Origin of the sequence: Pseudarthrobacter naphthalenicus (assembly GCF_029076445.1) — a bacterium.
GTDB lineage: Bacteria > Actinomycetota > Actinomycetes > Actinomycetales > Micrococcaceae > Arthrobacter > Arthrobacter naphthalenicus.
The window spans coordinates 17,785-43,405 of sequence record NZ_JARESG010000012.1 but is presented as its reverse complement, the minus strand read 5'-3'; the positions used below and the strand labels follow the sequence as shown (position 1 = coordinate 43,405).

General features: G+C 68.0%; 27 protein-coding genes and 1 riboswitch. Of the genes, 9 read left to right on the top strand and 18 right to left on the bottom strand.

The window, feature by feature from the left end; all coding sequences use genetic code 11:
* Positions 1 to 55: 55 nt before the first annotated feature.
* The 5 genes from PY310_RS12965 to PY310_RS12945 are packed head-to-tail and all read right to left on the bottom strand — an operon-like array spanning position 56 to position 4,782.
* The gene (locus PY310_RS12965; protein WP_275214830.1) at positions 56 to 1,120 is read right to left on the bottom strand and encodes a sulfate/molybdate ABC transporter ATP-binding protein; all 1,065 of its coding nucleotides are present in this window, start codon (positions 1,118 to 1,120) and stop codon (positions 56 to 58) included.
* Positions 1,117 to 1,983: an ABC transporter permease gene (locus tag PY310_RS12960; protein WP_275214829.1), complete on the bottom strand. Its 867-nt coding sequence runs from the start codon at positions 1,981 to 1,983 to the stop codon at positions 1,117 to 1,119. Before PY310_RS12960 ends, PY310_RS12965 begins: the two co-directional genes overlap by 4 nt.
* A complete protein-coding gene (gene modA, locus PY310_RS12955) occupies positions 1,980 to 2,789 on the bottom strand; it encodes a molybdate ABC transporter substrate-binding protein (RefSeq protein ID WP_275214828.1) in 810 nt (269 codons plus the stop codon). The genes PY310_RS12960 and modA overlap by 4 nt, the downstream gene beginning before the upstream one ends.
* Positions 2,786 to 3,196 carry a TOBE domain-containing protein gene (locus PY310_RS12950; RefSeq protein ID WP_275214826.1) on the bottom strand — a complete coding sequence of 137 codons (411 nt, stop codon included), beginning with the start codon at positions 3,194 to 3,196 and terminating at the stop codon, positions 2,786 to 2,788. Before PY310_RS12950 ends, modA begins: the two co-directional genes overlap by 4 nt.
* A gap of 35 nt (positions 3,197 to 3,231) precedes the next feature.
* Positions 3,232 to 4,782, bottom strand: a complete 1,551-nt coding sequence (locus PY310_RS12945) for an FAD-dependent oxidoreductase (RefSeq protein WP_275214944.1) — start codon at positions 4,780 to 4,782, stop codon at positions 3,232 to 3,234.
* Between the two features lie 262 nt (positions 4,783 to 5,044).
* Here PY310_RS12945 and PY310_RS12940 point away from each other — a divergent pair, with 262 nt between their 5' ends.
* A complete protein-coding gene (locus PY310_RS12940; protein WP_275214824.1) occupies positions 5,045 to 5,746 on the top strand; it encodes an SMI1/KNR4 family protein in 702 nt (233 codons plus the stop codon).
* Positions 5,747 to 5,859: 113 nt separating this feature from the next.
* Positions 5,860 to 6,735 (top strand): DUF4031 domain-containing protein, encoded by an 876-nt coding sequence (locus PY310_RS12935; protein ID WP_275214822.1) that lies wholly within the window; start codon positions 5,860 to 5,862, stop codon positions 6,733 to 6,735.
* Between the two features lie 81 nt (positions 6,736 to 6,816).
* Here PY310_RS12935 and PY310_RS12930 read toward each other — a convergent pair whose 3' ends face one another.
* The 4 genes from PY310_RS12930 to PY310_RS12915 form a co-directional block, all read right to left on the bottom strand.
* Entirely contained in the window at positions 6,817 to 7,782 is a 966-nt protein-coding gene (locus PY310_RS12930; protein WP_275214821.1) for a cupredoxin domain-containing protein, read from the bottom strand.
* Positions 7,783 to 8,094: 312 nt separating this feature from the next.
* A complete protein-coding gene (locus tag PY310_RS12925; protein ID WP_275214820.1) occupies positions 8,095 to 8,496 on the bottom strand; it encodes a YccF domain-containing protein in 402 nt (133 codons plus the stop codon).
* Between the two features lie 95 nt (positions 8,497 to 8,591).
* A complete protein-coding gene (locus PY310_RS12920) occupies positions 8,592 to 9,191 on the bottom strand; it encodes a phosphoribosylanthranilate isomerase (protein ID WP_275214818.1) in 600 nt (199 codons plus the stop codon).
* Between the two features lie 45 nt (positions 9,192 to 9,236).
* Positions 9,237 to 10,121, bottom strand: a complete 885-nt coding sequence (locus PY310_RS12915; protein WP_275214817.1) for an aminoglycoside phosphotransferase family protein — start codon at positions 10,119 to 10,121, stop codon at positions 9,237 to 9,239.
* A gap of 67 nt (positions 10,122 to 10,188) precedes the next feature.
* Here PY310_RS12915 and PY310_RS12910 point away from each other — a divergent pair, with 67 nt between their 5' ends.
* From PY310_RS12910 to PY310_RS12885, 6 genes are all read left to right on the top strand, one after another.
* Positions 10,189 to 10,863 carry a HutD/Ves family protein gene (locus tag PY310_RS12910; protein ID WP_275214816.1) on the top strand — a complete coding sequence of 225 codons (675 nt, stop codon included), beginning with the start codon at positions 10,189 to 10,191 and terminating at the stop codon, positions 10,861 to 10,863.
* A 117-nt stretch (positions 10,864 to 10,980) separates the two neighbouring features.
* A riboswitch (guanidine-III (ykkC-III) riboswitch) is annotated at positions 10,981 to 11,046 on the top strand.
* A 9-nt stretch (positions 11,047 to 11,055) separates the two neighbouring features.
* Positions 11,056 to 11,379, top strand: a complete 324-nt coding sequence (locus PY310_RS12905; RefSeq protein ID WP_275214815.1) for a DMT family transporter — start codon at positions 11,056 to 11,058, stop codon at positions 11,377 to 11,379.
* A complete protein-coding gene (locus PY310_RS12900) occupies positions 11,379 to 11,774 on the top strand; it encodes a DMT family transporter (RefSeq protein ID WP_275214814.1) in 396 nt (131 codons plus the stop codon). Before PY310_RS12905 ends, PY310_RS12900 begins: the two co-directional genes overlap by 1 nt.
* Positions 11,775 to 11,817: 43 nt before the next feature.
* Positions 11,818 to 12,444 (top strand): nucleoside/nucleotide kinase family protein, encoded by a 627-nt coding sequence (locus tag PY310_RS12895; protein ID WP_275214812.1) that lies wholly within the window; start codon positions 11,818 to 11,820, stop codon positions 12,442 to 12,444.
* Positions 12,445 to 12,609: 165 nt separating this feature from the next.
* Positions 12,610 to 13,605, top strand: coding sequence for an aldo/keto reductase (locus tag PY310_RS12890; RefSeq protein ID WP_275214811.1), 996 nt, complete (start codon positions 12,610 to 12,612; stop codon positions 13,603 to 13,605).
* A gap of 10 nt (positions 13,606 to 13,615) precedes the next feature.
* Positions 13,616 to 14,266, top strand: coding sequence for an MBL fold metallo-hydrolase (locus tag PY310_RS12885; protein WP_275214810.1), 651 nt, complete (start codon positions 13,616 to 13,618; stop codon positions 14,264 to 14,266).
* 104 nt (positions 14,267 to 14,370) lie between these two features.
* On the opposite strand, the gene PY310_RS12880 is transcribed toward PY310_RS12885, so the two are convergent.
* On the bottom strand, positions 14,371 to 16,314 hold the full coding sequence (locus PY310_RS12880; RefSeq protein WP_275214809.1) for a DEAD/DEAH box helicase: 1,944 nt from the start codon (positions 16,312 to 16,314) through the stop codon (positions 14,371 to 14,373).
* A gap of 436 nt (positions 16,315 to 16,750) precedes the next feature.
* Between PY310_RS12880 and PY310_RS12875 the strand changes: the two genes are divergently transcribed.
* Positions 16,751 to 17,473 (top strand): class I SAM-dependent methyltransferase, encoded by a 723-nt coding sequence (locus PY310_RS12875; RefSeq protein ID WP_275214807.1) that lies wholly within the window; start codon positions 16,751 to 16,753, stop codon positions 17,471 to 17,473.
* Here the strand turns inward: PY310_RS12875 and PY310_RS12870 are convergent, their stop codons facing one another.
* Genes PY310_RS12870 through PY310_RS12835 form a run of 8 tightly spaced genes read right to left on the bottom strand, consistent with a single transcriptional unit; the run spans position 17,474 to position 25,618 of the window.
* Entirely contained in the window at positions 17,474 to 18,877 is a 1,404-nt protein-coding gene (locus tag PY310_RS12870; protein WP_275214806.1) for an MFS transporter, read from the bottom strand.
* 3 nt (positions 18,878 to 18,880) lie between these two features.
* A complete protein-coding gene (locus PY310_RS12865; protein ID WP_275214805.1) occupies positions 18,881 to 19,786 on the bottom strand; it encodes an alpha/beta hydrolase in 906 nt (301 codons plus the stop codon).
* The gene (locus PY310_RS12860) at positions 19,783 to 20,436 is read right to left on the bottom strand and encodes a TetR/AcrR family transcriptional regulator (RefSeq protein ID WP_275214804.1); all 654 of its coding nucleotides are present in this window, start codon (positions 20,434 to 20,436) and stop codon (positions 19,783 to 19,785) included. The genes PY310_RS12865 and PY310_RS12860 overlap by 4 nt, the downstream gene beginning before the upstream one ends.
* Positions 20,433 to 22,031 carry a class I adenylate-forming enzyme family protein gene (locus PY310_RS12855; protein WP_275214803.1) on the bottom strand — a complete coding sequence of 533 codons (1,599 nt, stop codon included), beginning with the start codon at positions 22,029 to 22,031 and terminating at the stop codon, positions 20,433 to 20,435. Before PY310_RS12855 ends, PY310_RS12860 begins: the two co-directional genes overlap by 4 nt.
* The gene (locus tag PY310_RS12850) at positions 22,028 to 23,221 is read right to left on the bottom strand and encodes a branched-chain amino acid ABC transporter permease (RefSeq protein ID WP_275214802.1); all 1,194 of its coding nucleotides are present in this window, start codon (positions 23,219 to 23,221) and stop codon (positions 22,028 to 22,030) included. The genes PY310_RS12855 and PY310_RS12850 overlap by 4 nt, the downstream gene beginning before the upstream one ends.
* Positions 23,218 to 24,093 (bottom strand): branched-chain amino acid ABC transporter permease, encoded by an 876-nt coding sequence (locus PY310_RS12845; RefSeq protein WP_275214801.1) that lies wholly within the window; start codon positions 24,091 to 24,093, stop codon positions 23,218 to 23,220. The genes PY310_RS12850 and PY310_RS12845 overlap by 4 nt, the downstream gene beginning before the upstream one ends.
* Positions 24,090 to 24,851: an ABC transporter ATP-binding protein gene (locus PY310_RS12840; RefSeq protein WP_275214800.1), complete on the bottom strand. Its 762-nt coding sequence runs from the start codon at positions 24,849 to 24,851 to the stop codon at positions 24,090 to 24,092. The genes PY310_RS12845 and PY310_RS12840 overlap by 4 nt, the downstream gene beginning before the upstream one ends.
* Positions 24,848 to 25,618 (bottom strand): ABC transporter ATP-binding protein, encoded by a 771-nt coding sequence (locus tag PY310_RS12835; RefSeq protein ID WP_275214799.1) that lies wholly within the window; start codon positions 25,616 to 25,618, stop codon positions 24,848 to 24,850. The genes PY310_RS12840 and PY310_RS12835 overlap by 4 nt, the downstream gene beginning before the upstream one ends.
* Positions 25,619 to 25,621 lie beyond the last annotated feature (3 nt).

The following is a 25,621-nucleotide window of genomic DNA, read 5'->3' as shown; positions in this document are numbered from 1 at the left end:
TTAACTGAGAGAGCGTCGGGTGGGGCGGCTGGCGGCGGGCTGGGGCGGCCGGGGTTCAGGCCGGGTAGACGGACACGGCGCCGGCCTTGATCACGAAGTACACCTCCATGCCCGGCGCGAGGCCCAGATCGGCGGCGGCGGCCGGGGTGATGTCTGCGCTCAGCCGGCCGCTTTCGCCCGCGCGGACGCGGATCTGGTCGCCGTGCGGCTCCAGGTCCGTGATGGTCACCCGGAAGGCGTTGCGCGGGCTGCCGTGCGCTTCGGACAGGAAAACGGAAACGGCCGACGGCGGGAAGACCGCCACGCCCGGCTGCCCCGCGGGCAGGGGGCCGGGGACGTCGTGGTGCTGGCCGTAGAGGTTCAGGCCGCCGGAGTGCAGGCCGTGTTCGGTGACCTCGCCGGACAGGAAATTGAGCCCGGCGAGCCCGGCCGCGAACCGGCTCCGCGGCCGCTGCAGGACGTCGCGGGTGGGGCCCTCCTCGCTGATCCTGCCGTCTTCCAGCACCACCACACGGTCCGCGAGCATCAGGGCATCCAGGACGTCGTGGGTGATGATCACGGCACGTCGGCCAGCCAGGACGCGCTTCAGGAGACGCCGGAGCAGCGGGGCGGCGTGGATGTCCAGTGCGGCCATGGGCTCATCCAGCAGCAGCAGCCCCGGATCGGCCGCGAGCGCCCGGGCCACAGCCACGCGCTGCGCCTGGCCGCCGGACAGCTCCGACGGGCGGCGCGCCTGGAGGTCGGTGGCCTCCACCTCGGCCAGCCACCGCAAAGCGGCCGCCTTGGCGGCGTCCTTCGGGGCGCCGGCACTCCGCGGCCCGAACGCCACGTTGTCCAGCACGCTCAGGTGCGGAAACAGCAGGGGTTCCTGGGCCAGCAGGGCGGTGCCGCGGCGGTGCGGCGCCGTCCACGCACCGCGCCCGGCGGTGAGGTCGAAGAGGATCCTGCCGTCCAGCTCCGCCCTGCCCGAATCGGGGTGCAGCAGGCCCGCAATGATGTTGAGCAGGGTGGATTTGCCCGCGCCGTTGGCCCCCATCACGGCCACCGTTTCGCCCGGCCCGACCCGGAGGGACACGTCGAATCCGCGCTGCTCCACGGCTGCCTGAACCACGAACGTCACCGGACGTCACCGCTGTGGGCGGGCGCCGTCGTCGTGCTCCCGGCCCCTGCCGGCCGGCCCGCCCGCGGGCCCCGGTACGCGAGCGCCACCACGGCCAGTGCCACTGCCACGAGGACCAGGGAAAGCGCGACGGCGGCGTCCGCGTCCGTTTCGCGCTGCAGGTAAATCTCCAGCGGCAGGGTCCGGGTCACCCCCTGCAGGCTGCCCGCGAACGTGAGGGTGGCGCCGAATTCACCCAGGCTGCGCGCGAAGGAGAGCACCGCGCCGGACGCCAGGCCCGGCAGCACCAGTGGCAGCGTGACCCGCCGCAGCACAGTGGCGGGGCTGGCGCCGAGGGTGGCGGCCACGGCTTCGTATTTGGGCCCGGCGATGCGCAGCGCGCCCTCCAGGCTGACCACCAGGAACGGCAGGGCAACAAACGTCTGGGCCAGCACCACCGCAGTGGTGGAGAACGCAATCTGCAGCCCCGCCACCTCCAGCGCCCGGCCCAGCAGGCCCATCCGGCCAAACGTATACAGCAGCGCAATGCCGCCCACCACCGGCGGCAGCACCAGCGGCAGCAGGACCAGTGAGCGCAGCACCCGCTGGCCCGGGAAGCTCCCGCGGGCCAGCACCAGGGCGAGCGGGACCCCCAGAATAATGCACAGGACAGTACTCGCGGCCGACGTGCGAAGGCTCAGCCCCAGCGCGGTGAGGGAGGGCTCCGAGGTGACCAGGGGAATGAAGTTGGCCCAGTTGACCTTGGCCACCATGGCGACGACCGGGAGGACCACGAGCAGTGCGCCGGCCGCCGCCACAGCGTAGATCCAGCCGGGAATGCCGGTGTACGTGGCGCCTCTGCGGGCACTGACGCGCCCGCTCACGGCGCGCCGAAGCCGGCAGCGGCCAGTACGGCCTGGCCTTCCGGGCCGCGGACGAAGTCCACGAACCGGTCAGCCAGCGGCTTGTTTCGCGCGCCCCGCACTACGGCAATGGGATAGGTGTTGATGGCTTTGGCCGCTTCTTGAAAGGGGATCTCCTGCACCTTTGGACCCGCGCCTTTGGCGTCGGTGACGTAGACGAGCCCCGCGTCGGCTTCCCCGGACGTGACCTTGCCCAGGACATCGGTGACCGAGGATTCCTCGCTGACCGGGCTGAGGGCGGTGCGGGTTTCCTGCTCGATGGCTGTGGCGGCGGCACCGCAGGGCACCTGGCTGGCGCAGGCCACCACCTTCACGCCGGATCTGGCGAGATCGCTGAAGCCGGTGATGCGGGCCGGGTTGCCGGGGGGAACCACGATGGTCAGGGTGTTGGTGGCGAAGTTGCCGGGCGTGCCCGCCACTAGATCGGCGGCTTTGAGTTTGTCCATGTTGCGCGTGTCCGCGGAGGCAAAGACGTCGGCCGGAGCGCCCTGGGTGATCTGGGTGACCAGGTCCGCGGAGCCGGCGAAACTGAGGGTGACGCCTGTTCCCGGGTTGGCCGCCTCGAACTTTTTGGCGATGCCCGTGAAGGCCGTTTTGAGTGACGCCGCGGCGAAGACGGTGACGCTGCCCGCAGCGCCGGACGTGCCGCCGTCGCCCGTTCCTTCCTGGCCTGCCGTGCCGCCCTGCCCTGCCGTGCCGCCCTGCCCTGCCGGGGAACAGCCGGCGAGTGCCAGTGCGAGGACCAGCGCCATCACGGCGCGCCTCATGCGGAGCCCTTGCCGTGCGGGGTCTCGATGATGACCGTGGTGGCCTTGACCACGGCGGTGGCCACCGAACCGAGTTCCAGGCCGAGGTCGCGGACGGCTTCGCTGCTCATGAGCGAGACCACCCGGAACGGGCCGCACTGCAGCTCAACCTGCGCCATGACCTTATCCGCCGTGATGCCGGTGACCAGGCCGACAAAGCGGTTGCGTGCCGAGCTGCCGGCGCGGTGCGGATCATCGGGAAGCTGAGCGAGTTTCTGGGCATGCGTGGCCAGTTCCAGCCCGTCCACTGCCAGCCGGCCGGCGTCGTCTTTGATGGCGGTCAGGGTGCCGTTGTCCGTCCAGCGGCGGATGGTGTCATCGCTGACGCCGAGGAACCTGGCCGCTTCGGAAACGCGAATCGTGGGCATTTGGCCATAATAGTCCGCATTTGCGGTTTCTGGGCCTACGTCAGGCTTTCCGGTAAGTGCTCCGGTCCGGGCGGGAGGTTAGTGGTGGCGGGTCCGTGGATGACCGCGCCGTCCGCGGCGAAGCGGGAGCCGTGGCAGGGGCAGTCCCAGGTAGTGTCGGCAGGATTGAACTCCACGGTGCAGCCAAGGTGGGTACAGATGGCGGACAGGGAATGGATCCGGCCGCCGGTGTCCTTGTAGACCGCCGTGCTCTGGCCGCCGACGTCAATGACGGTTCCTTCCCCGGGAGCCAGCGTAATCTGTTCCGGTGCCCGGCCGAGCTTCCCGGGCGCGGGCGTGGCCTCGCCGGCCGGCTCCGCGGTCGCTTTCCCGTCGCCCCGCGCGCCGGCACTGGCCGTCCCGGTGGTTCGGTTGCTGTCGAACACCGCGGCCCAGGGGTTGTCCCGGCCGCTGATGAGGTCGGTGAGGATGAGGGCGGCGGCTGTTCCGTTCGTCAGGCCCCACTTGCGCAGTCCGGTGATGACATACAGATGCTTGGCCTCCGCGGACATCAGCCCAACATAGGGCAGACCGTCCGCCGGCAGGTTGTCCTGCGTGGACCAGCGGTGGGAGACCTCACGGACGCCGAGCCTGTCGCGTGCGAATGCCGCAAGCCTGCCGTACCGCCGGGCGGTGTCGCCGGATTCGGACGCGGGATGGCCTTCGCCGCCGACCAGGACGTACGTCTGGCCGCCGATGCTGACGGTCAGGATGGAACGCATCGGCTCATCCACGCTGATGAACGTGGCCTCAGCCGGCGGGCTGTCCACACGGCCGGCCACGATGTAGGAACGGTGCGGCTGACACCGGTCCTTGAAGCTGCCCATGTCAGCGAACGGCACATTCGTGGCCACGATGATGTCCCGGGCCCGGACCGTGCCGCCTTCGGATTCCACCACACCCGGGGCGCCGTCGTGGACCTGCAAAGCCCGGGTCTGTTCGAACACGAAGCTGCCCTCCCCGTCAACCGCGCGTGCCAGGCCCTGGAGGTACTCCACTGCATGGAACTGTGCCTGCCCGTCGAAGCGGACCGCGCCCTTGACGGGGAACGGCAGCGGCACATCCGTGGTGAACGTCGAGGGAAGGCCGAGGCCCGCAGCGAGATCCGCTTCGGCGCGGACTTCCGCCAGGGCGTCCTCGGATTCGGCGTAGGTGTAGTTGTCAACCTGGCGGAAGCCGCAGTCGATGCTCTCCTCCGCCACCAGCCGCCGGATGTGTTCGATTGCGCCCTGGTTGGCCTGGCCGTAGCTGCGCGCGGTGTCGGCTCCGTGGTTGCGGGCGAGCTCGGTGTAGGCGATCCGGTGCAACGAGGTGACCTTGCCGGTGGTGTGGCCGGTTACGCCGGTTCCCACCCTGGCAGCTTCGATCACCGCGACACTGCGCCCGGCCCGTTTGAGGGCCAACGCGGCCGTCAGCCCGGCGACGCCGGCCCCGATGACTGCCACGTCCACCTCGATATCCCGGTCAAGTTTGGGATAGTCGGTTTCCCCGGCGGAGTCGAGCCACAGGGACACTGGTTGGCCCTGCAACCGGGCGTCCTCTGGCATCTCCACTGGAACCTCCCCTTTGAACAGGCGGCATGTGCCCTGATCATCCGCCTTCCCCTGGCGAATATCAACGGTGGGGCTTCTTCCGGAGCCGGCAGAGGGGCCGGAACTAGACTTTCTCCATGGTGATTTACCTGGATCCGCCGTAGTTCACTGGCCGAGGTGCGGCCCTGGCTCCCTCCCTGGGCCCGTGTTTCTTCCTGGAAAGAATTGCTGAAGCTTTTCCGCGTCCATGCTCAGGAATGGCGGGTAGATTCGCGGCATGGGGATTCAGAAAGTGTGGACTGAAATTGTTGAGTGGCTGAGCGTTAACGCACCAGAAACAGCCCGGACCATACGAGCCCCCGCGCCCGAAGCGCTTATTCGCTCATTTGAACAGGCAGCACCCAACGGATGGCACAAAGACCTGTCGACTCTCTACCTGCTCTTCGACGGCGCCGAGCCGTCAACCGCAGGGTACATCTTCCCGAACTATCGGCCGCTCCCACTGAAAGAAGCGGGGAAGACACAACAAATGTTGCTCGACATCTGGGCGCGGGTTGGAGAGGAAGCAAATGCCTTGGACGAACGCGAGAAGAGGTCGCCTCTTTACTTGAATCTGCGCGCCGCCCACGAAGCTTACAGCGGTACTCTTGCGCCCACGCCCCATCAACCGTACGACCCGGCACGTGCTGCAGCCGAAGAGGCCGGTACCAGGGTTTCTATGTTCATTTCATCCTTCCTCCCGGTCGCAGACGACGGTTCCGGCGACTTCCTGTTTATCGACCTCAGAAAGGGACGGCGGCACGGCTGCATAAGTGAATATTTCAAGGAGGAAGCCGATTGGCGCCCGGCGATTTGGCCATCTCTTGAAGCTCTTTTGGCTGACACTCTGTTGAGCCTGCGGACTGGCCAACCTGCGCTGTCCTTCACACCCACAGTTGCAGAGGGAGAGCTCCGGTGGGGAATATCTCCGGGACGTTGAGGTTCTCCCGGCCGCGTGTTGTCGGCACAAGGTCTGGAGTTCCGAATGATGGGACGAGGCACCCGAGCGGCGCTAGGATCTTTTCAGGCGTCCGAACGGTTCCGGGGCTCAGAATGGAGAACTTGATATACATCGATCCGCCGCTGTGGCCGGCTCACGATACGCACTTTTCGCATCTGGTCTCGGACAGCTCACTGGCGGAACTGCACGCCTTCGCTGCCGCGGCCGGCATCCCGGACCGCGCGTTCGACGGCGACCACTACGATGTGCCGGAGCGCAGGTTTGATGACCTGGTGGCCGCGGGCGCCGTACCGGTGGAAGCCCGGATCCTGGTCCGCAAGCTCATCGCCAGCGGCCTGCGAATCCCTGCCCGGCAGCGGAGCAAGTCCCTGAAAGTGCCGCTCCTGAACCGCTGGGAAAGCATCATGCCCGGCCACGATGCCCTCTTCCTGGACCTTCTGGACCGGTGGGGCGAGGAGCACCGCAGGTACCACGGGCGCACCCACCTGCTGGCTGTCCTTGAGGCCTTGGACCTGCTCACCGACCCCGCCGATCCGCCGCGGACCGTGCTGCTGGCGGCGTGGTTCCATGACGCCGTGTACCGCGGGGTCGCGGGCCAGGACGAGGAGGAATCCGCCCGGCTGGCCGAGGTCCGGCTGTCCGGGACGGGGCTGCCGCCGGCCGAGGTGGCGGAGGTGGCGCGGCTGGTGCTGCTGACGTCGGACCACCGTCCGGAACCAGGGGACGACGACGGCGCCCTCCTCTGCGACGCGGACCTTTCAGTCCTCGGCGGCGAACCGGAGGCATACGCCCGGTACGTGGCCGCCGTCCGGGAAGACTACGCGCACGTGGGCGACGCCGACTTCGCGGCCGGACGCGCCGCCGTCGTCCGTCACCTGCTGGAACTGGACCCGCTCTTCCATAGCCAGCGGGCACGGGAGCTGTGGCTGGACGCCGCGCGCCGGAACCTCCGGGGCGAGCTCGCCTGATTCCACTCCCTCGGGGCTGGAGTGGCGACCGGCACGGTGCGGCCGGACGGTTGGTCCAGCCGCACCGTTTGGGAAAAGTACTCAGTCTTCGACCGTGACCTCGCCTACCATCCCCATGTAGTCGTGCAGGGCGCAGATGTACTTGAATGTGCCCGCTTTCGTGAACGTGACCTCGAAGGCTGACGCCTTGCCGGCATTCGCGGGAATGATCCCCGAACTGAGGTTGCCCCCGCTGAAATGGGTGGGGTCACCTGCAGGGGCGAAGATGTTCGCCGGCTCAGTGCCGAAGGTGACTGTGTGAGGCGCATCCATTCCGGGGTTACTGAACACCACTTTGTCGCCCACATGCACCGTAACGGTCGGCTGGACGAAGCGCATGACCATCGCAACGCCGTCGTCTCCACCAGCCATCACCAGGTGGTCAGTGGCATCGTCGGCCAAGGAATCAGTTAGCCGGTGTCCGTCGCGAAGGATGAACCGTTCCTGTTCATAGGACGAGCGGTCGTAGTCCCGCTGGGTGTACGGGTACTCCGACCCTTCCTCCTGGACATGGACCGTCCCCTTCATGGCCGTCCCGTGAACCAGGCAGTAATACGTGAAGTCACCCTCCTTCGGGAACGTCAGGCTGTAGCTTTCTACGACCTTGAACCCAGGGACATCGACGTTGGACATGAGCCCCGAGTTGTAATAAGACGTGCCGTCGTAGCTGTCCGTACCTACCGGACCCAGATGCTTAGGGTCAAACGGATCAAACGGCTTTAATGACTGGCCCTTGGCAAGGAACGTCACCGTGTGTATTTCGGCCCCGTTGGCCTCCCAGTTGACGGTGTCCCCTGCGTTGACTGTGATGTCCGAAGGGAGGAAAGCCATGCCCTGGATTGCCTGGTCCCAGGATTCGGACCCGACTTGGACTGTCCAGGAATGCGTCCCCCAACCGGATGCACCTGCCGGACCGGCGACGGCCAGTGACGTCGCCAGGGCAGCGGCGGCAGCCAAAATATACGGTAGTTTGTGGAACCTGGTGCGAATGCCCTTGATGTGCTTCATCGCAATGCTCTCTTGTAAACCGTGTCCGGCCATGACTGGCCGATGGATCACCGTGACCGGTTCAACCCCAGCCGGGACACATCCCAAACTGGTCACTGTTTCTCGGCGGGCAGATCTTTGGGCGCTCACGCATGGGGGCGGGCAACCAGCAAAATTCACACGCCGGAAAAGCACCACCGCTGTGGTGCAGCGCAGATTTTCGATTTTGATCCAGGCGCCTCGGCTGGCAGGCGTGACATCCGACAAACGGAAGCTAAGGCGCAACTATTAGATTGCTCCTGCGGCCCCAATTTGTCGAGGTTATTCCGCCCGTTAGCGGTAGGCCGTGATGAACGGCCTGTCGGTGGGCACGATCTGCTTGCCCAGCGGCATCAGGCTCACCGGGATGAGCTTCAGGTTGGCGATGGCCAGCGGGATGCCGATGATGGTGACCGCCATGGCGAAGGCCGTCACCACGTGGCCGATCGCGATCCAGATGCCGGCAACCACAAGCCAGATGACATTGCCCAGCAGTGAGAACACGCCTGTCCCGCCCGGCTTGTCCACCACCATCCGGCCGAAGGGCCACAGGGTGTACGCCGCGATCCGGAACGAGGCGATGCCCCAGGGGATGGTCACGATGAGCAGGCAGCAGATAACGCCCGCCGCGAAGTAGCCCAGGGCCAGCCAGAATCCGCCGAAAACGAGCCAGATGATGTTGAGCAGTGTCTTCATCTGTCCATTGTGCCCTGCAGGGTCTGACAAAGAGATCGGGGTATGCCCTGATTGTCCCCTGAGTTCTACCGGTAAGGGGCAACCGGAGCGTTCGGTCAGGCCTTGGCTGCCTTCACAAAAGCCCGGATCTTATCCAGGTCCTTGACCCCGCGCGACAATTCCACTCCTGAGGAGACATCGACGCCCCAGGCGACTGCCGCTGTGGCGGCCTGGCTGACGTTCTCCGGATCAAGGCCGCCGGCCAGCAGCCAACGGCGCCCCGTCAAAGCCGGAATGGCCGCCACGGAACCGTAGTCCCAGGCTTCCCCGGATCCCGGCACGGCGGCATCGATGAGGAGGAGTTCCTCACCCCAGTTGCCGAACGCTTCCGGCGCGGCACTCATGGTGACGGCGCGGATCAGCTTCATCCCGGCGTCGTGCACTGTTTTGACGTCCTCCGCCGTACGCTCCCCGTGCAGCTGCACCCACTCAAGTCCGGCGGCGCGGGCAATGGCCACGGCGTCCGCGGCGGGTTCATCCCGGAACACTCCGACGGCGGCGACGCCTTCAGGAACGCCGCCCAGCAGGGCAGCAGCCTGCGGCGGCGACACGACCCGGGGGCTCGCGGTGAGGACAAACCCGACGGCGTCCGCCCCGGCATTAACTGCTTCGTGGACAGCTTCAGGCGTACTGAGCCCACACACTTTAACGAACATTCCCGGCTCCTTCAGGCAGTCTTCGCGATGTCCCCCGGGAGGACACTAGCAGGGATTGCCCGCGGGACGGATTCCTCGGGTGGCGGCCAGCACGCGCGCCACCATGGTCCGTCCGGACTGCTCAAAGGCGCCGTCCCCAACCTGGTTCGCCCAGACCACCGTGCCGATGGCCTGGTTCAGGTTCTCCAGACGCCACAGGGCGGCATCCTCAGGCCCCATGGTCTTTCCCAGTCCGTCATAAAACGCGGCTTCGAGCCCGGGCCTGCCAACAAACTGCTGATGGCTGAGCCGGACGAGGTCGTGCACCCACGGACGCGCGTCGGCCCGGCCAAAATCGATGACTTTGATCTGCCCATGGTCGTACAGCCAGTTGCGCGGCTGATAATCGCCGTGCGTGGAGACCAGCTGCACCGCCCCCGGCCGCAACGCGGCAAGCTCCTGCGCGAGACTGGTGAGCTGCCCCTCTGGCACGAGCCCGCGTGCACGGTCCAGCCACGACCAGGTCTTGGCGGTCAGGGCCATGGCATAGTGCCTGGACTCGCCAGCCGGCCGGTGGATCCGTGCCAGCAGCGATCCAGCCTGCCGGTACGTTTCTGGGTCATCCTCGGCGGGAGTTCCTTCCACCAGCGTCCCCGGCAGGAACCCCGTCACCAGGATCCCGGCCTCGGCCGAAGCGTGCCGCAGGTCAGGGACCCGGCCGGTCAGGTGTGTGCCGCCGGCGGCTGCAGGCGTGGCGCCGTGGGCCGCAATTTCGCGGCGGATGTGGTGGCTGGTGGTGCTCGCCTTGACGATGAGTTCCTCGCCGGAGACCGTCCGGACGTGGAGGACGGTGGTGTCCTGCAGGGGCCAGCTGTAATCCCGCACCACGCTGAAGGAACCAAGCCAGGCCGCCAGGAGCCGGGCTTGTTCTTCCGTGATCCGCTTGCGCATCCACCCAGCATGCCACGCACCCGGGCAGCCTGCCGGGCGAACCTGCCCAACGAACTAGGCTGGACGAATGGAGATCATCCGCTTCGCAGAACTCAGGTCCGAACCGTGGCGCAACGGCGGCGGGGTATCCCGCGAACTGGCCAGCCATCCCAAGGCAGCTTCGGCGCAGGACGGCGCCTGGGACTGGCGCGTCAGCATCGCCGATGTCACCAGGGCCGGGGATTTCTCGGCATTCCCCGGCATGGAGCGGGTGCTGACCGTGGTGGACGGCGAACTGCTCCTGCTCACCCTTGACGGCGCCGAGCATCCCCTGGAGAAGTACCGGCCCTTCAGATTCTCCGGTGACGCGGCTGCGCACGGTGCCCTGCCAACCGGCGATATCCGGGACCTCAACGTCATCACCCGCACCGGTTCCTTCAAGGGCTTCACGTCCATCATCGAACTGTCCAAGAAGCGCGCGCATCCGGTCTTCGCGGGCCAGCTCGCCGTGCTGTTGCAGGGGCAGGCCACGGTCAGCCCGGGCGCTGCGGGGGCTTCCGGCGCTGCGGAAGATGCCGACGCTGCGGATGCTTCCGACGCTGCGGGGGCTTCCGACGGTTCCGGTACTGCGGAAGCGTCCGCACCCGCCGCACCCGAGGCACTCAACCGTTATGACGCCGTCGTCGGTTCCGATATCCGCTCCCCCGAGATCCTGGGACGCGGCTTCCTGGCCGTGGTGTCGATCGACCGCGTGGCGGGCTAAAGGTGGGTCCCGCCACCCCAACTGGGTAGCACTATGTGTCGTTTTGAGGGCCCAAAACGACACATAGTGCTACCTACTTGCCCGGGCACCCGCCGTCGCGGTTTGCTACCCTGAAAAGCAAGGCCCTGCAAACGGGCCTCCGGACGACGGTTCAGTACCCGGCACGCGACAAGACTGGCCAAAGGATCTGTCATGTCGTGGTTAATCCTCATTCTTTCCGGGTCGCTGGAGGCCGTCTGGGCAGCGGCCCTGCACCGCACCTTCGAATCAACAGGCCGGCGCCGCATCGCCCCCGCCGTCCTCTTCCTGGCCTCGGTCCTCGCCAGCATGGCCGGCCTCGCCCTCGCCATGCAGTCCATCCCCACCGGCACCGCGTACGCCGTCTGGGTGGGTGTGGGCGTGGTGCTGACCTCCGCTTACGCCATGGTCACCAAGGCAGAACGTCCGACGACGGCGCGCCTCCTGCTGCTCACCGGCATCGCCGCGTGCGTGGTTGGCCTGAAGGTGGTGGCGTGATGAGCACGCGTTCCGTTGCCTGGCTGCTGCTGCTTGGCTCTGCCCTTCTTGAGGCTGTCTGGGCCACCGCGCTGGGGCTGTCCAACGGTTTCACGGTTCCCCTGCCCACCGTGGTTTTCGCGGTGGCGTCCACGCTGAGCATGATCGGGCTGGGCCTGGCCATCCGCAGCATTCCACTCGGCACCGCGTACGCCGTCTGGGTGGGTATCGGGGCGGCCTTGACGGTTGGCTGGGCGATGGCCACCGGCGTCGAGCCCTTCAGCTTCCTGAAAGTGCTGTTCATCGCCGGGATTGTGGGCTGCGCCGCGGGGCTGAAGTCGTTGCCCGCCGATGCGAAGGGCGGCGCTGACCTGGCGGCCGCCCCCAGGCCCCCTGCTGAGTCTTCCCGTTCTTGACGCCGGACGTCGGGAGGCCCGGCGCCCGGGCTAGGCTTTTGCCATGGATTCCCCCGAAATCTTTGCGGCGATCGGCGCCCTGCGGCACAGGCTCGATGGCGGCCACCGCACCCTGCTGGGCATCACCGGGGCGCCCGGCTCGGGCAAGTCCACGTTCGCCGCCCGCCTGCAGCAGGAGTTTGGCCCTGAGGTTGCCGTGGTGGTCCCGATGGACGGCTTCCATCTGGGCAACGCCATCATCGACGGGACACCGCTGCGGCAACGCAAGGGGGCCATGGACACGTTCGACGTCGGCGGGTACCTGTCCCTGTTGCGACGCCTGGTGCGGCGGGACGAGGAAGTGGTCTACGCGCCGGAGTTCCGACGCACCCTGGACGAACCCGTGGCCGCGTCCATCGCCGTCCCCGCCTCAGCTTCCCTGGTGATCACCGAGGGGAACTACCTGCTCGCGGACACGCCTGAGTGGAAGGACGTCCGGGCACAGTTGGACGAGGTCTGGTTCATGGACACGCCACCCGCGGTCAGGCTGGCCCGGCTGGTGGGCCGGCATGTGGAGTTCGGCATGGAACGCGGCGCCGCGGAAGCCTGGGCCTCGGGTCCGGATGAGGCAAACGCACGGCTTATCGAAGCCACCCGCCCCGCGGCGGACCGGATCATCCCGTGGGCCTGATTTCCCGGCGTCGAACGGCGAGATCCCGGCGCTAAGACGGCGCCGGAGCGGCGAGATCCCGCCCCTCGATGAGCGGCACCCCGGAATACTCACGCCACACACGGGGTTCTTGGCTGACACACGCACCAGCACACTGCAGGATTCCTCAAGGAACGGAGCACGCGCATGACCGCACCATCAGTTCACCTTGGCGACGGCCTCAACGTCAGCCCCCTGGGCTTCGGCGGGATGGCCCTCACGCCCGTGTACGGCGATGTTGACCAGGACGAGGCCCTCAGGACCCTGCACCACGCCGTGGACGCCGGGGTCAGCTTCATTGACACCGCGGACATCTATGGCGGGGGCGGTAATGAGGAACTCATCGCGAAATTGCTCAAGGAAAGGCGTCAGGAGGTTCAGCTCGCCACCAAGTTCGGCCTCGTGGGCACCCCCACGGACGGCTACACGGACATCCGGGGCGACGCCGCCTACGTCCGGCAGGCCGTGGACGCCAGCCTGAAGCGCCTCGGCACGGACGTGATCGACCTCTACTACATGCACCGCCGTGACCTCCGCGTTCCGATAGTGGAAACCGTGGAGGCCATGGCGGGGCTTGTGCAGCAAGGCAAGGTCAAACACCTTGGCCTGTCTGAGGTGACCGCACAGGAGCTGGCTGAAGCCCACGCGGTCCATCCGATCGCCGCAGTCCAAAGCGAATGGTCCATCTGGAGCCGCGACGTGGAACGCAACGTTGTTCCTGCCGCCGCCGGACTGGGCGTGGGTTTTGTGCCGTATTCGCCCCTGGGCCGGGGATTCCTCACCGGCACCGTGGACGCTTCCAGCCTCGGAGCAAAGGACTTCCGACGCCGGATCCCCCGTTTCGCAGCGGATGCCGCGGACGCGAACCAGGCCGTGGTGGCGGCGGTCCAGGCCGTGGCCACGGAACTGTCCGCTACCCCGGCGCAGGTAGCGCTCGCATGGCTGCTGGCCCAGGGAAAGCGGTTGGGGCTGCCGGTGGTCCCCATCCCCGGCACGCGCAAAACGCACCGGATCGATGAAAACCTGGGTGCCCTCGCCCTCGACCTGACCCCGACGCAACTGAACGCGCTGGATCAGGCCGCGGACGCCGTCGTCGGTTCCCGCTCGGCGGATCCGGGCTGGGTGTCCGAGGGGCGTGAATAAACTGGTGCCCATGGACACGCTCATTCACGACTTACGGGACATCACCATCCGCCGGATATCGGTCAGCGAGATGGATAACAATGTTTACCTGCTGACCGCCAAGGAGTCCGGGGCGCAGCTGCTGATTGATGCCGCGGATGACCTTCCGGCCATCCAGGCGCTGCTGCGGGACGCTGCCGCGGACACCGCCGCAACGCCCACACTGAAACTGATTGTCACCACGCACCAGCACTGGGACCACGTCCGCGCGTTGCCTGCCCTGGTGGAAGCGACCGGTGTGCGGACAGCGGCCGGGACAGACGACGCCCCGGAGCTGCCGGTGAAGGTGGATGTCCTGCTGGACCACGGGAGCGTGGGCAACTTCGAGGGTTTCGACGTGACTGCCGTGCACCTGCGAGGACACACCCCCGGCTCAGTGGCCCTGGTCTACCAGGATCCGGCCGGGCCCGCCCACATCTTCTCCGGGGATTCACTCTTTCCCGGCGGCGTGGGCAACACCCAGAAGGATCCGGAACGGTTTAACCAGCTGATCAGCGACGTCAGCGAGCGGCTGTTCGATGTTTACCCGGACGACACCGTGGTGCACCCCGGCCACGGCAACCCCACCACCCTCGGCGCGGAACGCCCGCACTTGGAAGAGTGGCGCGCCCGAGGCTGGTAAAACAGCGTTAAACCACGCATCGAGTGCTGCGTACCTGCCGTTATGAACCTTCTAAACGGCGGTTACGGAGCACTCGATGGTGTTTTAAGGCGTGGGTTGGGGACCTAGCGGCTGCGGCGTTCGTTTGAAGCCGGAGCCGATGCGCGGCGGGGGCCGCTGCGGGCCGGACGGCCTTCGCCGGAACGGCCGTTGCCGCCGCCTGCGTAGGAGCCACCCGACGTGCCACCGGTGTTGGAGGACCAGACAGCCTTGTTGCCGCCGGCTGCGCCCGCGCCTGCGGAGCGCTGGCCTGACCCGCCGGTCCGGGCACCTGCGCCTGCGCCGGCTGTGCGGGCGCCGGCTGCGCGCTGGCCCGTTGCCGGACGGCCGTTGCGCTGTCCGCCGGACGACGCCGGGCGGCCGGAGGAAGCCGGACGGCCGGTTCCGCCGCGGGGAGCGTCGCTGCGGGTGATGCGGGAATCGGTGCGACCCTCAGTGCTGCGTCCGTCTGAACCGCGGCCAGCCGATGCACGGCCACCTGCCCCGGGGACGTCGTTGCGGTGCGTCGACGCAGTGGTGCCACGGGCGTTGCGGCGTGCAGCTGCGGCCGCAATGGCGCGGTCCTCATTCTGCTCGGCTACGCGATCAAACGCGGCGCGTGCCTCGGTCCGTCCTTCGTAGGCCACCGCGCGGCGCTCGGCACGGGGCAGGACGGTGCGGGGAGCCTCGGTGGAGACACGTCCGCGGCCGCCACGTCCACCGCGGCCGCCGGCCGTCGGAGCGGCCTGGCCACTGCGGCGGGCGCGCTTGCGCTCGGCGTTGGCACCGGTGGAGGCGCCGCCGCCCTGCTGCTTGGCCTTGGTGGCCAGCAGTGCCGCACGGGTGCGGGGATCGATCTTGTCGGCCATTTCGCCCACGAGTTCAGCAACCAGCGGGGAGTTGGCGGTGACGCGCTCGAAGTTGACCTCGACGCCGGCAGCCTTCATGAGCTTCTTGACGTCGGACTGCTGCTCCGGGAGGGTCAGCGTAACCACGGTGCCGTCCGAACCTGCGCGGGCGGTACGGCCTGAGCGGTGCAGGTATGCCTTGTGCTCTGTGGGCGGATCGACGTGGATGACCAGCTCGACGTCGTCCACGTGGACGCCGCGGGCGGCGACGTCGGTGGCCACCAGGACGCGAACGTCACCGGAGGAGAACTCAGCCAGGTTGCGGTCACGGGCGTTCTGCGAAAGGTTGCCGTGCAGGTCGACGGCGGGGATCCCGGCGTCGGTCAGGGTCTTGGCAAGCTTGCGGGCGTGGTGCTTGGTCCGCATGAAAAGTACGCGGCGGCCGGCACCGGAGGCGAGCTCGACAAGAACCTGCTTCTTGACGGTCTGATCGTTGACCACCAGCACGTGGTGCTCCATGGTGGTCACCGCTGCCTGCGGGTCATCCACCGAGTGGGTCAGCGGGTTGGACAGGTAGCGCTGGACGATCTTGTCCACGCCGTTGTCCAGGGTGGCGGAGAACAGCAGGCGCTGGCCCTGGCTGGGGGTCATGTCCATGAGCTTCTTGACCACGGGCAGAAAGCCGAGGTCGGCCATGTGGTCGGCCTCGTCCAGGACGGTGACCTCAACGGCTTCGAGGGTCAGGATGCGCTGGCGGATGAGGTCCTCCAGGCGGCCCGGGCAGGCGATGACGATGTCGACGCCGGCGCGCAGGGCCTTTTCCTGGCGGGCCTGGGAGATGCCGCCGTAGATCACGGTGGTGTTCAGGCCCATGGCCTTGGCCATCGGCTCGATGGTGGCGTTGATCTGGGTGGCCAGTTCGCGGGTCGGTGCAAGGACCAGGCCCATGGGGCGGCCGGGCTTCCGGAAGTGCTTTGCTTCCCGCTCAGCGAGTCTTGCTACAAGCGGGATGGCGAAAGCGATGGTCTTTCCGGAGCCGGTGCGGCCGCGGCCTAGGACGTCGCGTCCGGCCAGGGTGTCCGGGAGGGTCTTGACCTGGATGGGGAATGGCTCAACGATTCCCTGGGCTGTGAGGGTCTCGGCAAGTTCTTTGGGCGTGCCGAGGGCAGCAAAAGTAGTCATAGATTCAAGGTCTTTCAGGCGGTATCCAGGTGGATATCGGCCCCCGATGCCGGTTGGCTCAAGGGTTTCGCCGAAGAAAATTCAGGTGATCAACCGGGCTGCTGCCCATATCGGGGCGGCTGACGGGACCAAATGGAACGCGTTCATCGACGCAGGATGTGCCTCTCACATGAAAAAACCCGCTTCCCAAACAATTGGGACTCCACCCATCAGGGAATCCACAGATCCGGGAGCAAGCGGGCATCACTGCACATCAAGTTCCCTAAGCATAGCATCCCGTCGGCCGGAGCCCCGATTCCTGCCCTGCACACCCGCCCATGTAGGTCGCGCTATGTGTCGTTTTGACCCCTCAAAACGACACATAGCGCTACTCAGTTGGGGGGGAAGCGCCGACCGGACCGTTGCCTTCCACGCCGGGCCGGGGCAGGCTTGGGGCATGACTGAACAGGGCGAGGGCCATCACCACGGAACGCACGACGGCGACACTCGCCAAGGCGACCAGCGGCAGCAAAGCGCCGCTGAGGCCTGGGACGAAAGATACGGCAGCAAGCCGCAGATCTGGAGCGGCAAACCCAACGCCCAGCTGGTCCGCGAAGGCGACGGGCTGCGGCCGGGCAAGGCGCTGGACCTGGGATGCGGCGAAGGTGCCGACGCCATCTGGCTCGCGCAGCGGGGCTGGACCGTCACCGCCGTCGACGTTTCCGCCGTGGCCCTGGAACGCGCGGCGAGGCACGAACAGGACGCCCTGGACCGCGAGAGCGTGCATGCCGGCCCCGGCGCCATTGCCAGCCGCATCCACTGGGAACAGTGCGACCTGGAAGCGTGGCACCCCACCGAGAAGTACGATCTGGTGTCCTCCCATTTCCTGCACGGTCCCCAGCTGGTGTGGCCGACGGCACTGCTGACCGCGGCTGCCGCGGTCAAGCCGGGCGGCACGCTGCTGATTGTGGGTCACCACCCCCACCGCCTGCCGCCGTGGGGAAACCACACCCACCCGGACATGTTCTACACCCCGGAGCAGCTCGTGCAGGAGCTTGGCATCAAGTCCCCTGACTGGCAGGTGGAGGTCAGCACAACGCGGGACCGGCCTGCCACGGGCCCGGACGGCCAGGAGGCCGTCATCGCCGATACCGTGCTCCGCGCCACCCGCCTCGCCTGACTACTGAGGCGGCCGCGCCGCCTTCCCGGCGCTCCCCACCCGCGGCGCCACGGCCACCGCGGCGACGGCGAGCACGGCCGTCAGGACGAACACTCCCGCGAACGATTCCGCCGTCGTCGTAAATGCCGCGAAGACGATTCCGGTGGTAGCCAGGGAGAGTGCGCCGCCCAGCGAATCCCCGATGGACATGGCCGAACTGTTGAAGCCCTCGTTCTCCTTCGTGGACAGGGCCAGTGTCATGACGCTCAGCCGCGGATAGAGCAGCCCCATGCCGCCGCCGGCGAAGGTCCAGCCGGCAATCGCGACGGCGGCAGGCCAGTGGAGTGCCGCCGTCGCCAGCGTGAGCGTGATGGCGGCCAGCACCAGCAGTGAGCCGATGCGCACGGCGGCTCGGTGCTGCAGCCGGCCGCCGAGCCTGCCCTGCATGGCGGCGGCACCGGCCCACGCCACCGCACCTGCGGTCAGGGCCAGTCCGGCGAACGTCGGCGCAAATGCGTATTGGTCGATCAGCAGGTAGGGCAGGTAAACCTCGGCACCGAAAAACGCTGCGGCGGCCAGCCCGCGCGTCAGGATCACACTCGGCAGGCCGCGTTGGGCGAGCAGCGTTCCCCGGGGCACCAGCGGGCGCACGGCAATCAAGGCAATGACGACGGCGGCCGCGGCCAGGAGCGCCGGGGTTGCGGGGAAGCCCGCAACGGTCACGTCCGCGGAGAGGTTCAGGCCCAGGACGGCGAGCGCGGCGAGCGCAGCCCAGGCGATCCGGCCCACGGCCCAGGGCGGGAGGGTTGCCTGTTCGGGCTGGCCGTCCATGCCGCGGAGCACCGGGACGATCATGACCAGCGCAGGCACCACCAGCCCCACCACGCCGAGGAACACCCAGTGCCAGCTCAGGACCTGCGCCACGATGCCTGCCGCGAAGGGCCCCACCAGCGACGGAATGACCCACGCGGCGGAGAAGGCGGCGAAGATGCCCGGGTGCAGGGTTGCAGGGTAGACCCGGGCCACCACCACATAGAGCGCCACGGTCAGGGCCCCGCCGCCCAGCCCCTGCACCAGCCGGCCCGCCACCAGCACTGGCATGGACACGGCGGTGCCGGCGATGATCAGGCCCAGCATGAACAGGGCCACGGAGGCGTAAAGCGGCAGGGTGGGTCCCCGGCGGTCGGACCAGTTGCCGGCCGCCACCATCCCGATAACCCCGGTGGCCATGGGCCCGGCAAAGGCCAGCGCGTACAGGCTGGCGCCGTTCAGCTCGCGGCTGACCACGGGCATGATGGTGGTCACCGCCAGCGATTCGAACGCCGCCAGGAACACCAGGGAGCACGCGCCGATGGTCACCCACAGGTACGGCCGCTGCAGGATCCCGGCGGTGGTCCCCGTTGAGGGGAGGGTGGAGTCTCGCACGTTTCAGCGTACCGCCAGGGCCTCCTGCACACTCTCCGCCACGGCCCGGGCCCCCGCCTTGCCCATGACAATCGTGTAATGGTTGACGTCCGGCACCTCCCGGACGCGGAGGGTCGGCAGCTTCTCCGCCCAGTCCTCAAGATAGCCGGGCGAGTACAGGGCGGCGGGCTCGTTGAGGAGGCCGCGCGGTGCCCGGAGCACCTGGACGTCGACGGCCAGCTCATCCAGCGCCTTAAGGAGCGATGCGCCCCGGTGGAGCTCGGCGGTGTCCTCCGCCATGGCCTCGTAGCGGGTGGCCGGCTTCAGGTCCGGCTCCTCCCCCGTCAGGTCGTAGTCCACATAGTCCTCCACCAGCGGGGTCCAGTCCGCGCTGAACGCCGGGTGCTGCCGCCAGAAAGACCGGTAGACCTCACGGCTGGGGAACGTGGAGTTCAGGCGTTCGGCGGCCGGCCCCAGTACTGCGGCCACCACGTCCTCGTCCGAGATTCCGGCGGGCACCTGCAGCGGCAGCCCGCCGTCCACCAGGACCAGCGAACGAACCCGCTCGGGGAACAGGTTCGCGAGGACCAGCGCGGCAAAGGCGCCCATGGAATGCCCCACAACCACCACCGGCCCCGTGGTGAGCGCGGCCAGGACGGCGGCCAGGTCCTGCGCATGTGTGGGCATCCCGTAAGGCCCGGGCAGCATGTTGCTGCGGCCGCGGCCCCGCAGGTCGGGAGCGATGATCCGGACCCCGGGCAGGGCCTCGGCCAGGTACGGCCATGCCTTATGCGAGGCCGTAACGCCGTGGACGGCCAGGATGGTGGGCGCCACGGGATCGTCCGGGCCCCACAGTGCGGTGTGCAGGGTGCCGCCGCGGACCTCGACGTCGGTGGTCCGGTAGCCGGTGCCGTTGGCTGCTTGCGTCATGGGGCTTTCCCTTCCTGGAGCGGGGTGGAATCTGGGGTGGGCGCGAGGGCCCGTTCGATGAACTGCATCATTTCCTCGAACACGTCCTCCGGAACGTCCGGACGGGCGCCCGGGACCGGATCGGTGCCTTCTTCATCCCAGAGCACCCAGCGCATGCCGATCAGTTCACCGATGCCCATCAGCGCCCAGGCGGCAACAGTGGGATCCATGTCCCGGACCTCGCCGGTGAGCTGGGCAGCCTTAAGTCCGGCAATGTAGCCGTCCACAATGCGCGTGTAGTGCAGCCGCAGGGCGCCGGGGGAAACGAACTCGGCCTGGCGGATGATCCGGTACAGCGCCGGGTGCTGCGCCGTGAACCGGAAGAACGCCCGGAAGCCGGCACGTTCGGCCTCAATCCGGGTACCGGCGTTGCGGGCGGCGTCGGTCATGGCATGCCGGACCCGCCGGTTGAGGTCCTCCACCACCTCGTCAAAAATGGCCTGCTTGCCGTCGAAGTACAGGTAAAAGGTTCCGAGCCCGACGCCGGCCTCTTCAGTGATCTTGACGATCGAGGCTTCGTGATAGCCCACGGAGGCAAACACCGCTTCGGCGGCTTCCAGCAGTTTGGCTTTGGTCCGGGTGCCCCTGGCGGTGCGTGGCTGGGCGCTCATGGCCGGCCGCCTTCCGCGTGCGCAGCCGGTGCGCGGCCGGCGAGTTCCTGCCGCAGCCTGGCGCGCAGCACCTTGTTCAGCGCCGTGCGGGGCAGGGTCCCGACCATCGAGATGGTGGCGGGGACCTTGACGGCGGACAGCTGGGCGGCACAGTGCTCGAGCAGTTCCTGCTCATCCGTGGCCATACCGGCGCGCACCACCACAAAGGCCGCTCCGGTTTCGCCCCAGCGCTCATCCTGGACACCCACGACGGCGGCCTGTGCCACGGCGGGGTGGGCCAGCAGGACCGCCTCAACCTCGGCCGGGGCAACGTTTTCGCCGCCGGAAATGTAGATGTCCTTGAGCCGGTCCACCACCCGGATGTACCCGTCGGCGTCGCGTTCCACCAGGTCACCGGTGTGCAGCCAGCCGCCGGCGAGCACGGCCGCCGTCGCGGCAGGGTCGCGGAAATATCCGGCGAACACGCCGGGTCCTGCCACCAGCAACTCGCCGGTGGCGGCGCCGTCGAGCACTTCGCCGGTGACCGGATCGGCAACCGCGACGGCCACGTGCGGGTACGCCTTGCCGGAGTAGCCCACCATTCGTTCGGCGTCCTCGTTGGCCAGGCACAGCACGTTGGGCGAGGCCTCCGTGAGCCCGTAACCCTGGCTAAGGGCCACGCCCCGGCGGTGCCAGATCCGCAGCAGCGGCGCCGGCATGGGCGCGCCGCCCACCACGGCATGGCGCAGGTTGCTGAGGTCGCTCTGTGCGAAGTCCGGGTGCTCGGCCAGCATCCGGTACTGGGTAGGGACGCCCATCAGCATGGTCACCCGGCGCTCGGCGATGAGTTGGAGCACCCGGCCCGGTTCGAAACCCCGTTCCAGGACCACTGTGGCACCGGCCCACCAGGCCAGCAGCGGCTGGATGTTCCAGCCGCCCACATGGAACTGGGGCAGGACGGCCAGGACAACGTCGGTGCTGGCCATGTCCAGGGTCCGGGAGAGCGAGAGGTTCGTCCAGAAGCAGTTCGCGTGGGTCAGCACGGCGGCCTTGCTGGCCCCCTCGGTGCCGGAAGTGAAGATCATCAGGAGGGCGTCGTCGTCGCGCACTGCCCTGACGGGTTCCGCTGGAACCATCTCCGGGCGGAGCAGGCGCGTCGGTGCGGGCACGGACTTTTCGACGCCGCCGGGGCCGGGCGCCGCGGTCCGTGGCGGTTGGGGCAGCAGCGAGCACGCCGCGGCGGCCAGGGCGTCCAGGTCATCTTCCACCAGCAGCAGCTGCGGATCCGCCAGGCCAAGCTGGGCGGAGAGTTCGCGGGGCGAGAGCCGCCACGAGAGCGGCACCAGCACCAGCCCGGCCTTGGCGCAGGCGAAGAAGGCCACCACGTGGTCCGAGCTGTTGCCGGTCAGGGTGGCGATCCTGTCGCCAGTAACGTAACCGGCGGCCCGGAATGCGGCCGCGAGGTTGGCCGCCCGCCGTTCCAGCTCGGCGTAGGTCAGGGTGAGGCCGCGGTCGTCGATGGCGATCCGGTGCGGCGTGGCGAGGCTGCGGTCCGTGGTCCAGCGGCCCAGGGTGTGCAGCCCGTCCGCGTGGCCCGGCCCGCTGGTGCCGGTCATGCGGCCTCCTCCAGGATTTCCCGGGACTTCTGTACCCGGTCCCCGCCGCGACGGCTGCGGCGCTGTGCCAGCCGCTGGGCGGTTCCCGTCAGGCCGCCGGGGAGGAAAAGCACCACCAGAACGAACAGGGTACCGAGGATAAACAGCGGTTCTGACAACGGCACCCGCAGGATGTCCGGGAGCGCATCGATCGCGTCAGAGTTCGCCAGCGCCGTGAGCCGCTGATCCAGGATGGTGTAAAAGACGCCGCCGATCACCGCGCCCCAGCGTGAGCCCACCCCGCCCAGGACCACCATGACCAGCAGGGTGATGGTGAGGTCGGCGGACACGGCCCGGGGCACGGCGCCGCTTTGCAGCAACAGGAAGACCATGCCGATGATGCAGACCAGAACGGCGGAGACCACAAAGATCAGCAGTTTGACCAGATACGGCTGCAGGCCGAGTACGCGGACGCGGAGCTCGTTCTCCCGGACGGCCGCCGCAACATGGCCGGCGCGCGAGGACTGGACCCACGTGACAATGATGAACACGGCCACCAGGACAGCCAGCGCCAGCCAGTAAAGGTTGCGGGTGTTGACCACTCCCACCAGGAACGCCGGCAGGTTGTCCGTGCGCAGTGTGAGGCCTTCATCGCCACCGGTGACGCCTTCCGGATTCCTCCCGACCACCACCGACCCGGCCTGCGCGAAGGCCAGGGTGACCATGGCGAACGGGATGCCGCTGACCCGCAGGCTGATGCTGCCCACCACATGGGCCAGCACAATCACCACCAGCAGCGTCAGACCCATGGCCGGCAGCAGCGGGATGTCCAGGTTCTGCAGGATGATGGCCAGCCCGTAGACGCCGGCGCCGAAGTACAGGGCATGGCCGAAGGAGAGCAGCCCGGCGACGCCCAGCAGCAGATGGTACGTGAGGGCGGCAGCGGCCATCAGCATGCACATGGCCAGCAGCTGCAGCGACCCCGGAGTGTAGGTGGGGCCCGGCAGCACGCCGGGCAGGGACAGATTGAGCAGCGGCAGCAGGACCAGCAGGACAATTCCCGCAATTCCGACGGCGGCGCCCACCACCCTGCCGCGGGTGAGGCGCGGGCGCGGGCCGCCGCCGTCGGCTGCGTTGCGGCGGGACGTAGCCGGCCCCGCGGGATTGCCGCTGGTGTCCTGGGTTTCGGTGGCGTCGGTTTCGGTGGTCATGAGGTTCTCCCGAGCAGGCCGGAGGGACGGAACAGCAGCACAAGCGCCAGGGCCAGCACCACAACGAAGTCGCCGGTGCCGCCGAGGTAGAAGTTGGCGAACTGCTGCAGCACCGCGACAGCTACGGCGGCGATGGCCGCGCCGGTCAGGGAGCCGAGTCCGCCGATGACGGTGACGATGAAGGCGAAGATCAGCAGCGAGCCGCCCAGCAGCGGGGACACGTAGCCGAAGTAGTGGGACGCCAGGACCCCGCCCAGGCCCGCCGCGGCGCCGCCGATGGTGAACACGAGGGTGAAGGCTTTACGGACGTCGATGCCGAGCGCGGTGACCATGGACCGGTTCTCCACGCCGGCCCGGATGATCATGCCGTAGCGGGTGTTCTTCAGGAAAAACACCAGGGCCAACAGCACCAGGACGGCGGCGATGATGCAGATGAACCGGTCGTTGGGAATGCGGGCACCCAGGATTTCGGTGGTTTCCTTGAACCAGGCCGGTCCCTGGATGAACACGGGGTCGGTGCCCCAGATGCCGTCAAAGAGGGCCACCGCGGCGAGCGAGAGGCCCACCGTGATCAGGACCTGCTCGATGTGCCGCTGGTAGAGCCGGCGGATGAGGACGAACTCGGTGAACGCGGCGAACACGGCTCCGGCCACCGCCCCCGCCAGCAGGGACAGCAGGAACGTCCACCAGTTGTCGGCGCCGGTGCGGCGGGCGATTTCCCAGCCGGTGAAGGCGCCGAGGGTGAGGAACGCGCCGTGGGCAAAGTTCAGCACGCCCATCAGTCCGTAGATCAGGGACAGGCCGGCGGCCACCAGGAAATAGAGGGCTCCAAGGCCGAGCCCGGTGAACAGCAGGAGGACCACGGTGCTCACAGGGCTGCTCCCTTCTCTGCCGGCGCGGCGGGGGGTGCCGGGGGTGCCGGGGGTGCCGTCTCGGTGGAGACGCCCAAGAGCCGGTGCGTCAGCGCGTCATCGTTGAGGAACTCCAGCGCATTTCCGGTGTGGACCACGCGGCCGCCGGAGAGGACCACGGCACCTTCGGCGAGCCGGCGGACCACCTGCAGGTTCTGTTCCACCAGCAGGATGGGGACGGTCTTGGCCGCCTCGGCGAGGGTTTCGGCCACTTCGGCAACGATCTTCGGGGCCAAACCCTTGGTGGGTTCATCCACAAGGAGGATTTTGTTGGTGTTCAGCAGGGCCCTGGCCAGCGACACCATCTGCTGCTGGCCGCCGGACAGCGTGCCGGCCATCTGGCCGGAGCGGGCCAGCAGGTCCGGGAAGAGGTCCTCCACGAGCTGCCGCCGCGGCGCGGCGTCGCGTTCGGCCAGCCGGAGGTTCTCGGCGACCGTCAGCTTGGAGAACACTTCGCGGTCCTCCGGGACGTAGCCCACGCCGCTGCGGATGATTTTGTAGGTTGGCTCCTTCTCCAGCCGGACGCCGTCGAGTTCCACCAGGCCGCTGCGGTCGATCAGGCCGATGATGGCTTTGATGGTGCTGGTTTTTCCGACTCCGTTGCGGCCCAGGAGGGCCGTGATGCCGGTGGCCGGAACCGTGAAGGACACATCCTCCACCACCTGCTGGCCCGCGATGTGGGCGTTGAGTCCCTGGATCCGGAGGATGGGGGCGGTCATACGGGTTCTCCAAGGTAGGCACTTTGAACGGTGGGATCGGCCATCACGGCGTCGGGGCTGTCCAGGGCAAGGAGGCTGCCGTGGTGCATCACGGCCACCCGGTCCACCAGGCCCAGGACCACATCCATGTGGTGCTCCACCATCATCACGGTGCAGCCGCGGTCGCGGTGCATGCTGCGGATGATCGCGCTCAGCGACGGGACATCGCCCGAGGCGACGCCCGCCATCGGCTCGTCGAGAAGGACCACGGCAGGATTTGTCGCGAGGAGCACGGCGATTTCCACCTTGCGTTTCTCGCCGTGCGAAAGGTCCCCCGCCGCCGTCGTGAGCTGGCCGGTTAGCCCCACTTCGCTGATGGTGCCGCGGGCGATCCGGGTGGCTTCGTCCGACGCGGAGGGAAAGCGCAGGAGGTTGAAGCTGCCGCCCATCTTGGCCTGCGCGGCGAGGCGGACGTTCTCCAGGACGCTGAGCCGGGGAAACAGGTTGGAGGTCTGGAAGGTCCGCCCCAGCCCTGCCTTTGCCCTGCGGTGGATAGGCGCCGCCGTGATCTCCCTGCCGTTGAGGCTGATGCTGCCCTGGGTAGGCCGCAGCACCCCCGAGATCAGGTTGAACAGGGTGGTTTTGCCGGCGCCGTTGGGGCCGATCACGCCGATCATTTCGCCGGCGCCTACGGCGAAGCTCACATCCTGGAGGATGCGGGCACCGCCGATCTGCAGGCCGAGGCTGTCCACCGCGAGGGCAGGCAGGGCTAAGGCTGGGGCATCCATGGT

Excerpts from the sequence above, each read along its gene's own strand:
- PY310_RS12950 (WP_275214826.1), bottom strand. The coding sequence starts at position 3,196 with ATGCCCACGATTCGCGTTTCCGAAGCGGCCAGGTTCCTCGGCGTCAGC.
- PY310_RS12850 (WP_275214802.1), bottom strand. The coding sequence starts at position 23,221 with ATGACCACCGAAACCGACGCCACCGAAACCCAGGACACCAGCGGCAAT.
- PY310_RS12920 (WP_275214818.1), bottom strand. The coding sequence starts at position 9,191 with ATGTTCGTTAAAGTGTGTGGGCTCAGTACGCCTGAAGCTGTCCACGAA.
- PY310_RS12930 (WP_275214821.1), bottom strand. The coding sequence starts at position 7,782 with ATGAAGCACATCAAGGGCATTCGCACCAGGTTCCACAAACTACCGTAT.
- PY310_RS12855 (WP_275214803.1), bottom strand. The coding sequence starts at position 22,031 with ATGACCGGCACCAGCGGGCCGGGCCACGCGGACGGGCTGCACACCCTG.
- PY310_RS12915 (WP_275214817.1), bottom strand. The coding sequence starts at position 10,121 with ATGCGCAAGCGGATCACGGAAGAACAAGCCCGGCTCCTGGCGGCCTGG.
- PY310_RS12885 (WP_275214810.1), top strand. The coding sequence starts at position 13,616 with ATGGACACGCTCATTCACGACTTACGGGACATCACCATCCGCCGGATA.
- PY310_RS12880 (WP_275214809.1), bottom strand. The coding sequence starts at position 16,314 with ATGACTACTTTTGCTGCCCTCGGCACGCCCAAAGAACTTGCCGAGACC.
- PY310_RS12935 (WP_275214822.1), top strand. The coding sequence starts at position 5,860 with ATGGAGAACTTGATATACATCGATCCGCCGCTGTGGCCGGCTCACGAT.
- modA (WP_275214828.1), bottom strand. The coding sequence starts at position 2,789 with ATGAGGCGCGCCGTGATGGCGCTGGTCCTCGCACTGGCACTCGCCGGC.
- PY310_RS12875 (WP_275214807.1), top strand. The coding sequence starts at position 16,751 with ATGACTGAACAGGGCGAGGGCCATCACCACGGAACGCACGACGGCGAC.
- PY310_RS12905 (WP_275214815.1), top strand. The coding sequence starts at position 11,056 with ATGTCGTGGTTAATCCTCATTCTTTCCGGGTCGCTGGAGGCCGTCTGG.
- PY310_RS12925 (WP_275214820.1), bottom strand. The coding sequence starts at position 8,496 with ATGAAGACACTGCTCAACATCATCTGGCTCGTTTTCGGCGGATTCTGG.
- PY310_RS12940 (WP_275214824.1), top strand. The coding sequence starts at position 5,045 with ATGGGGATTCAGAAAGTGTGGACTGAAATTGTTGAGTGGCTGAGCGTT.
- PY310_RS12945 (WP_275214944.1), bottom strand. The coding sequence starts at position 4,782 with ATGCCAGAGGACGCCCGGTTGCAGGGCCAACCAGTGTCCCTGTGGCTC.
- PY310_RS12835 (WP_275214799.1), bottom strand. The coding sequence starts at position 25,618 with ATGGATGCCCCAGCCTTAGCCCTGCCTGCCCTCGCGGTGGACAGCCTC.
- PY310_RS12890 (WP_275214811.1), top strand. The coding sequence starts at position 12,610 with ATGACCGCACCATCAGTTCACCTTGGCGACGGCCTCAACGTCAGCCCC.
- PY310_RS12865 (WP_275214805.1), bottom strand. The coding sequence starts at position 19,786 with ATGACGCAAGCAGCCAACGGCACCGGCTACCGGACCACCGACGTCGAG.
- PY310_RS12840 (WP_275214800.1), bottom strand. The coding sequence starts at position 24,851 with ATGACCGCCCCCATCCTCCGGATCCAGGGACTCAACGCCCACATCGCG.
- PY310_RS12900 (WP_275214814.1), top strand. The coding sequence starts at position 11,379 with ATGAGCACGCGTTCCGTTGCCTGGCTGCTGCTGCTTGGCTCTGCCCTT.
- PY310_RS12895 (WP_275214812.1), top strand. The coding sequence starts at position 11,818 with ATGGATTCCCCCGAAATCTTTGCGGCGATCGGCGCCCTGCGGCACAGG.
- PY310_RS12910 (WP_275214816.1), top strand. The coding sequence starts at position 10,189 with ATGGAGATCATCCGCTTCGCAGAACTCAGGTCCGAACCGTGGCGCAAC.
- PY310_RS12860 (WP_275214804.1), bottom strand. The coding sequence starts at position 20,436 with ATGAGCGCCCAGCCACGCACCGCCAGGGGCACCCGGACCAAAGCCAAA.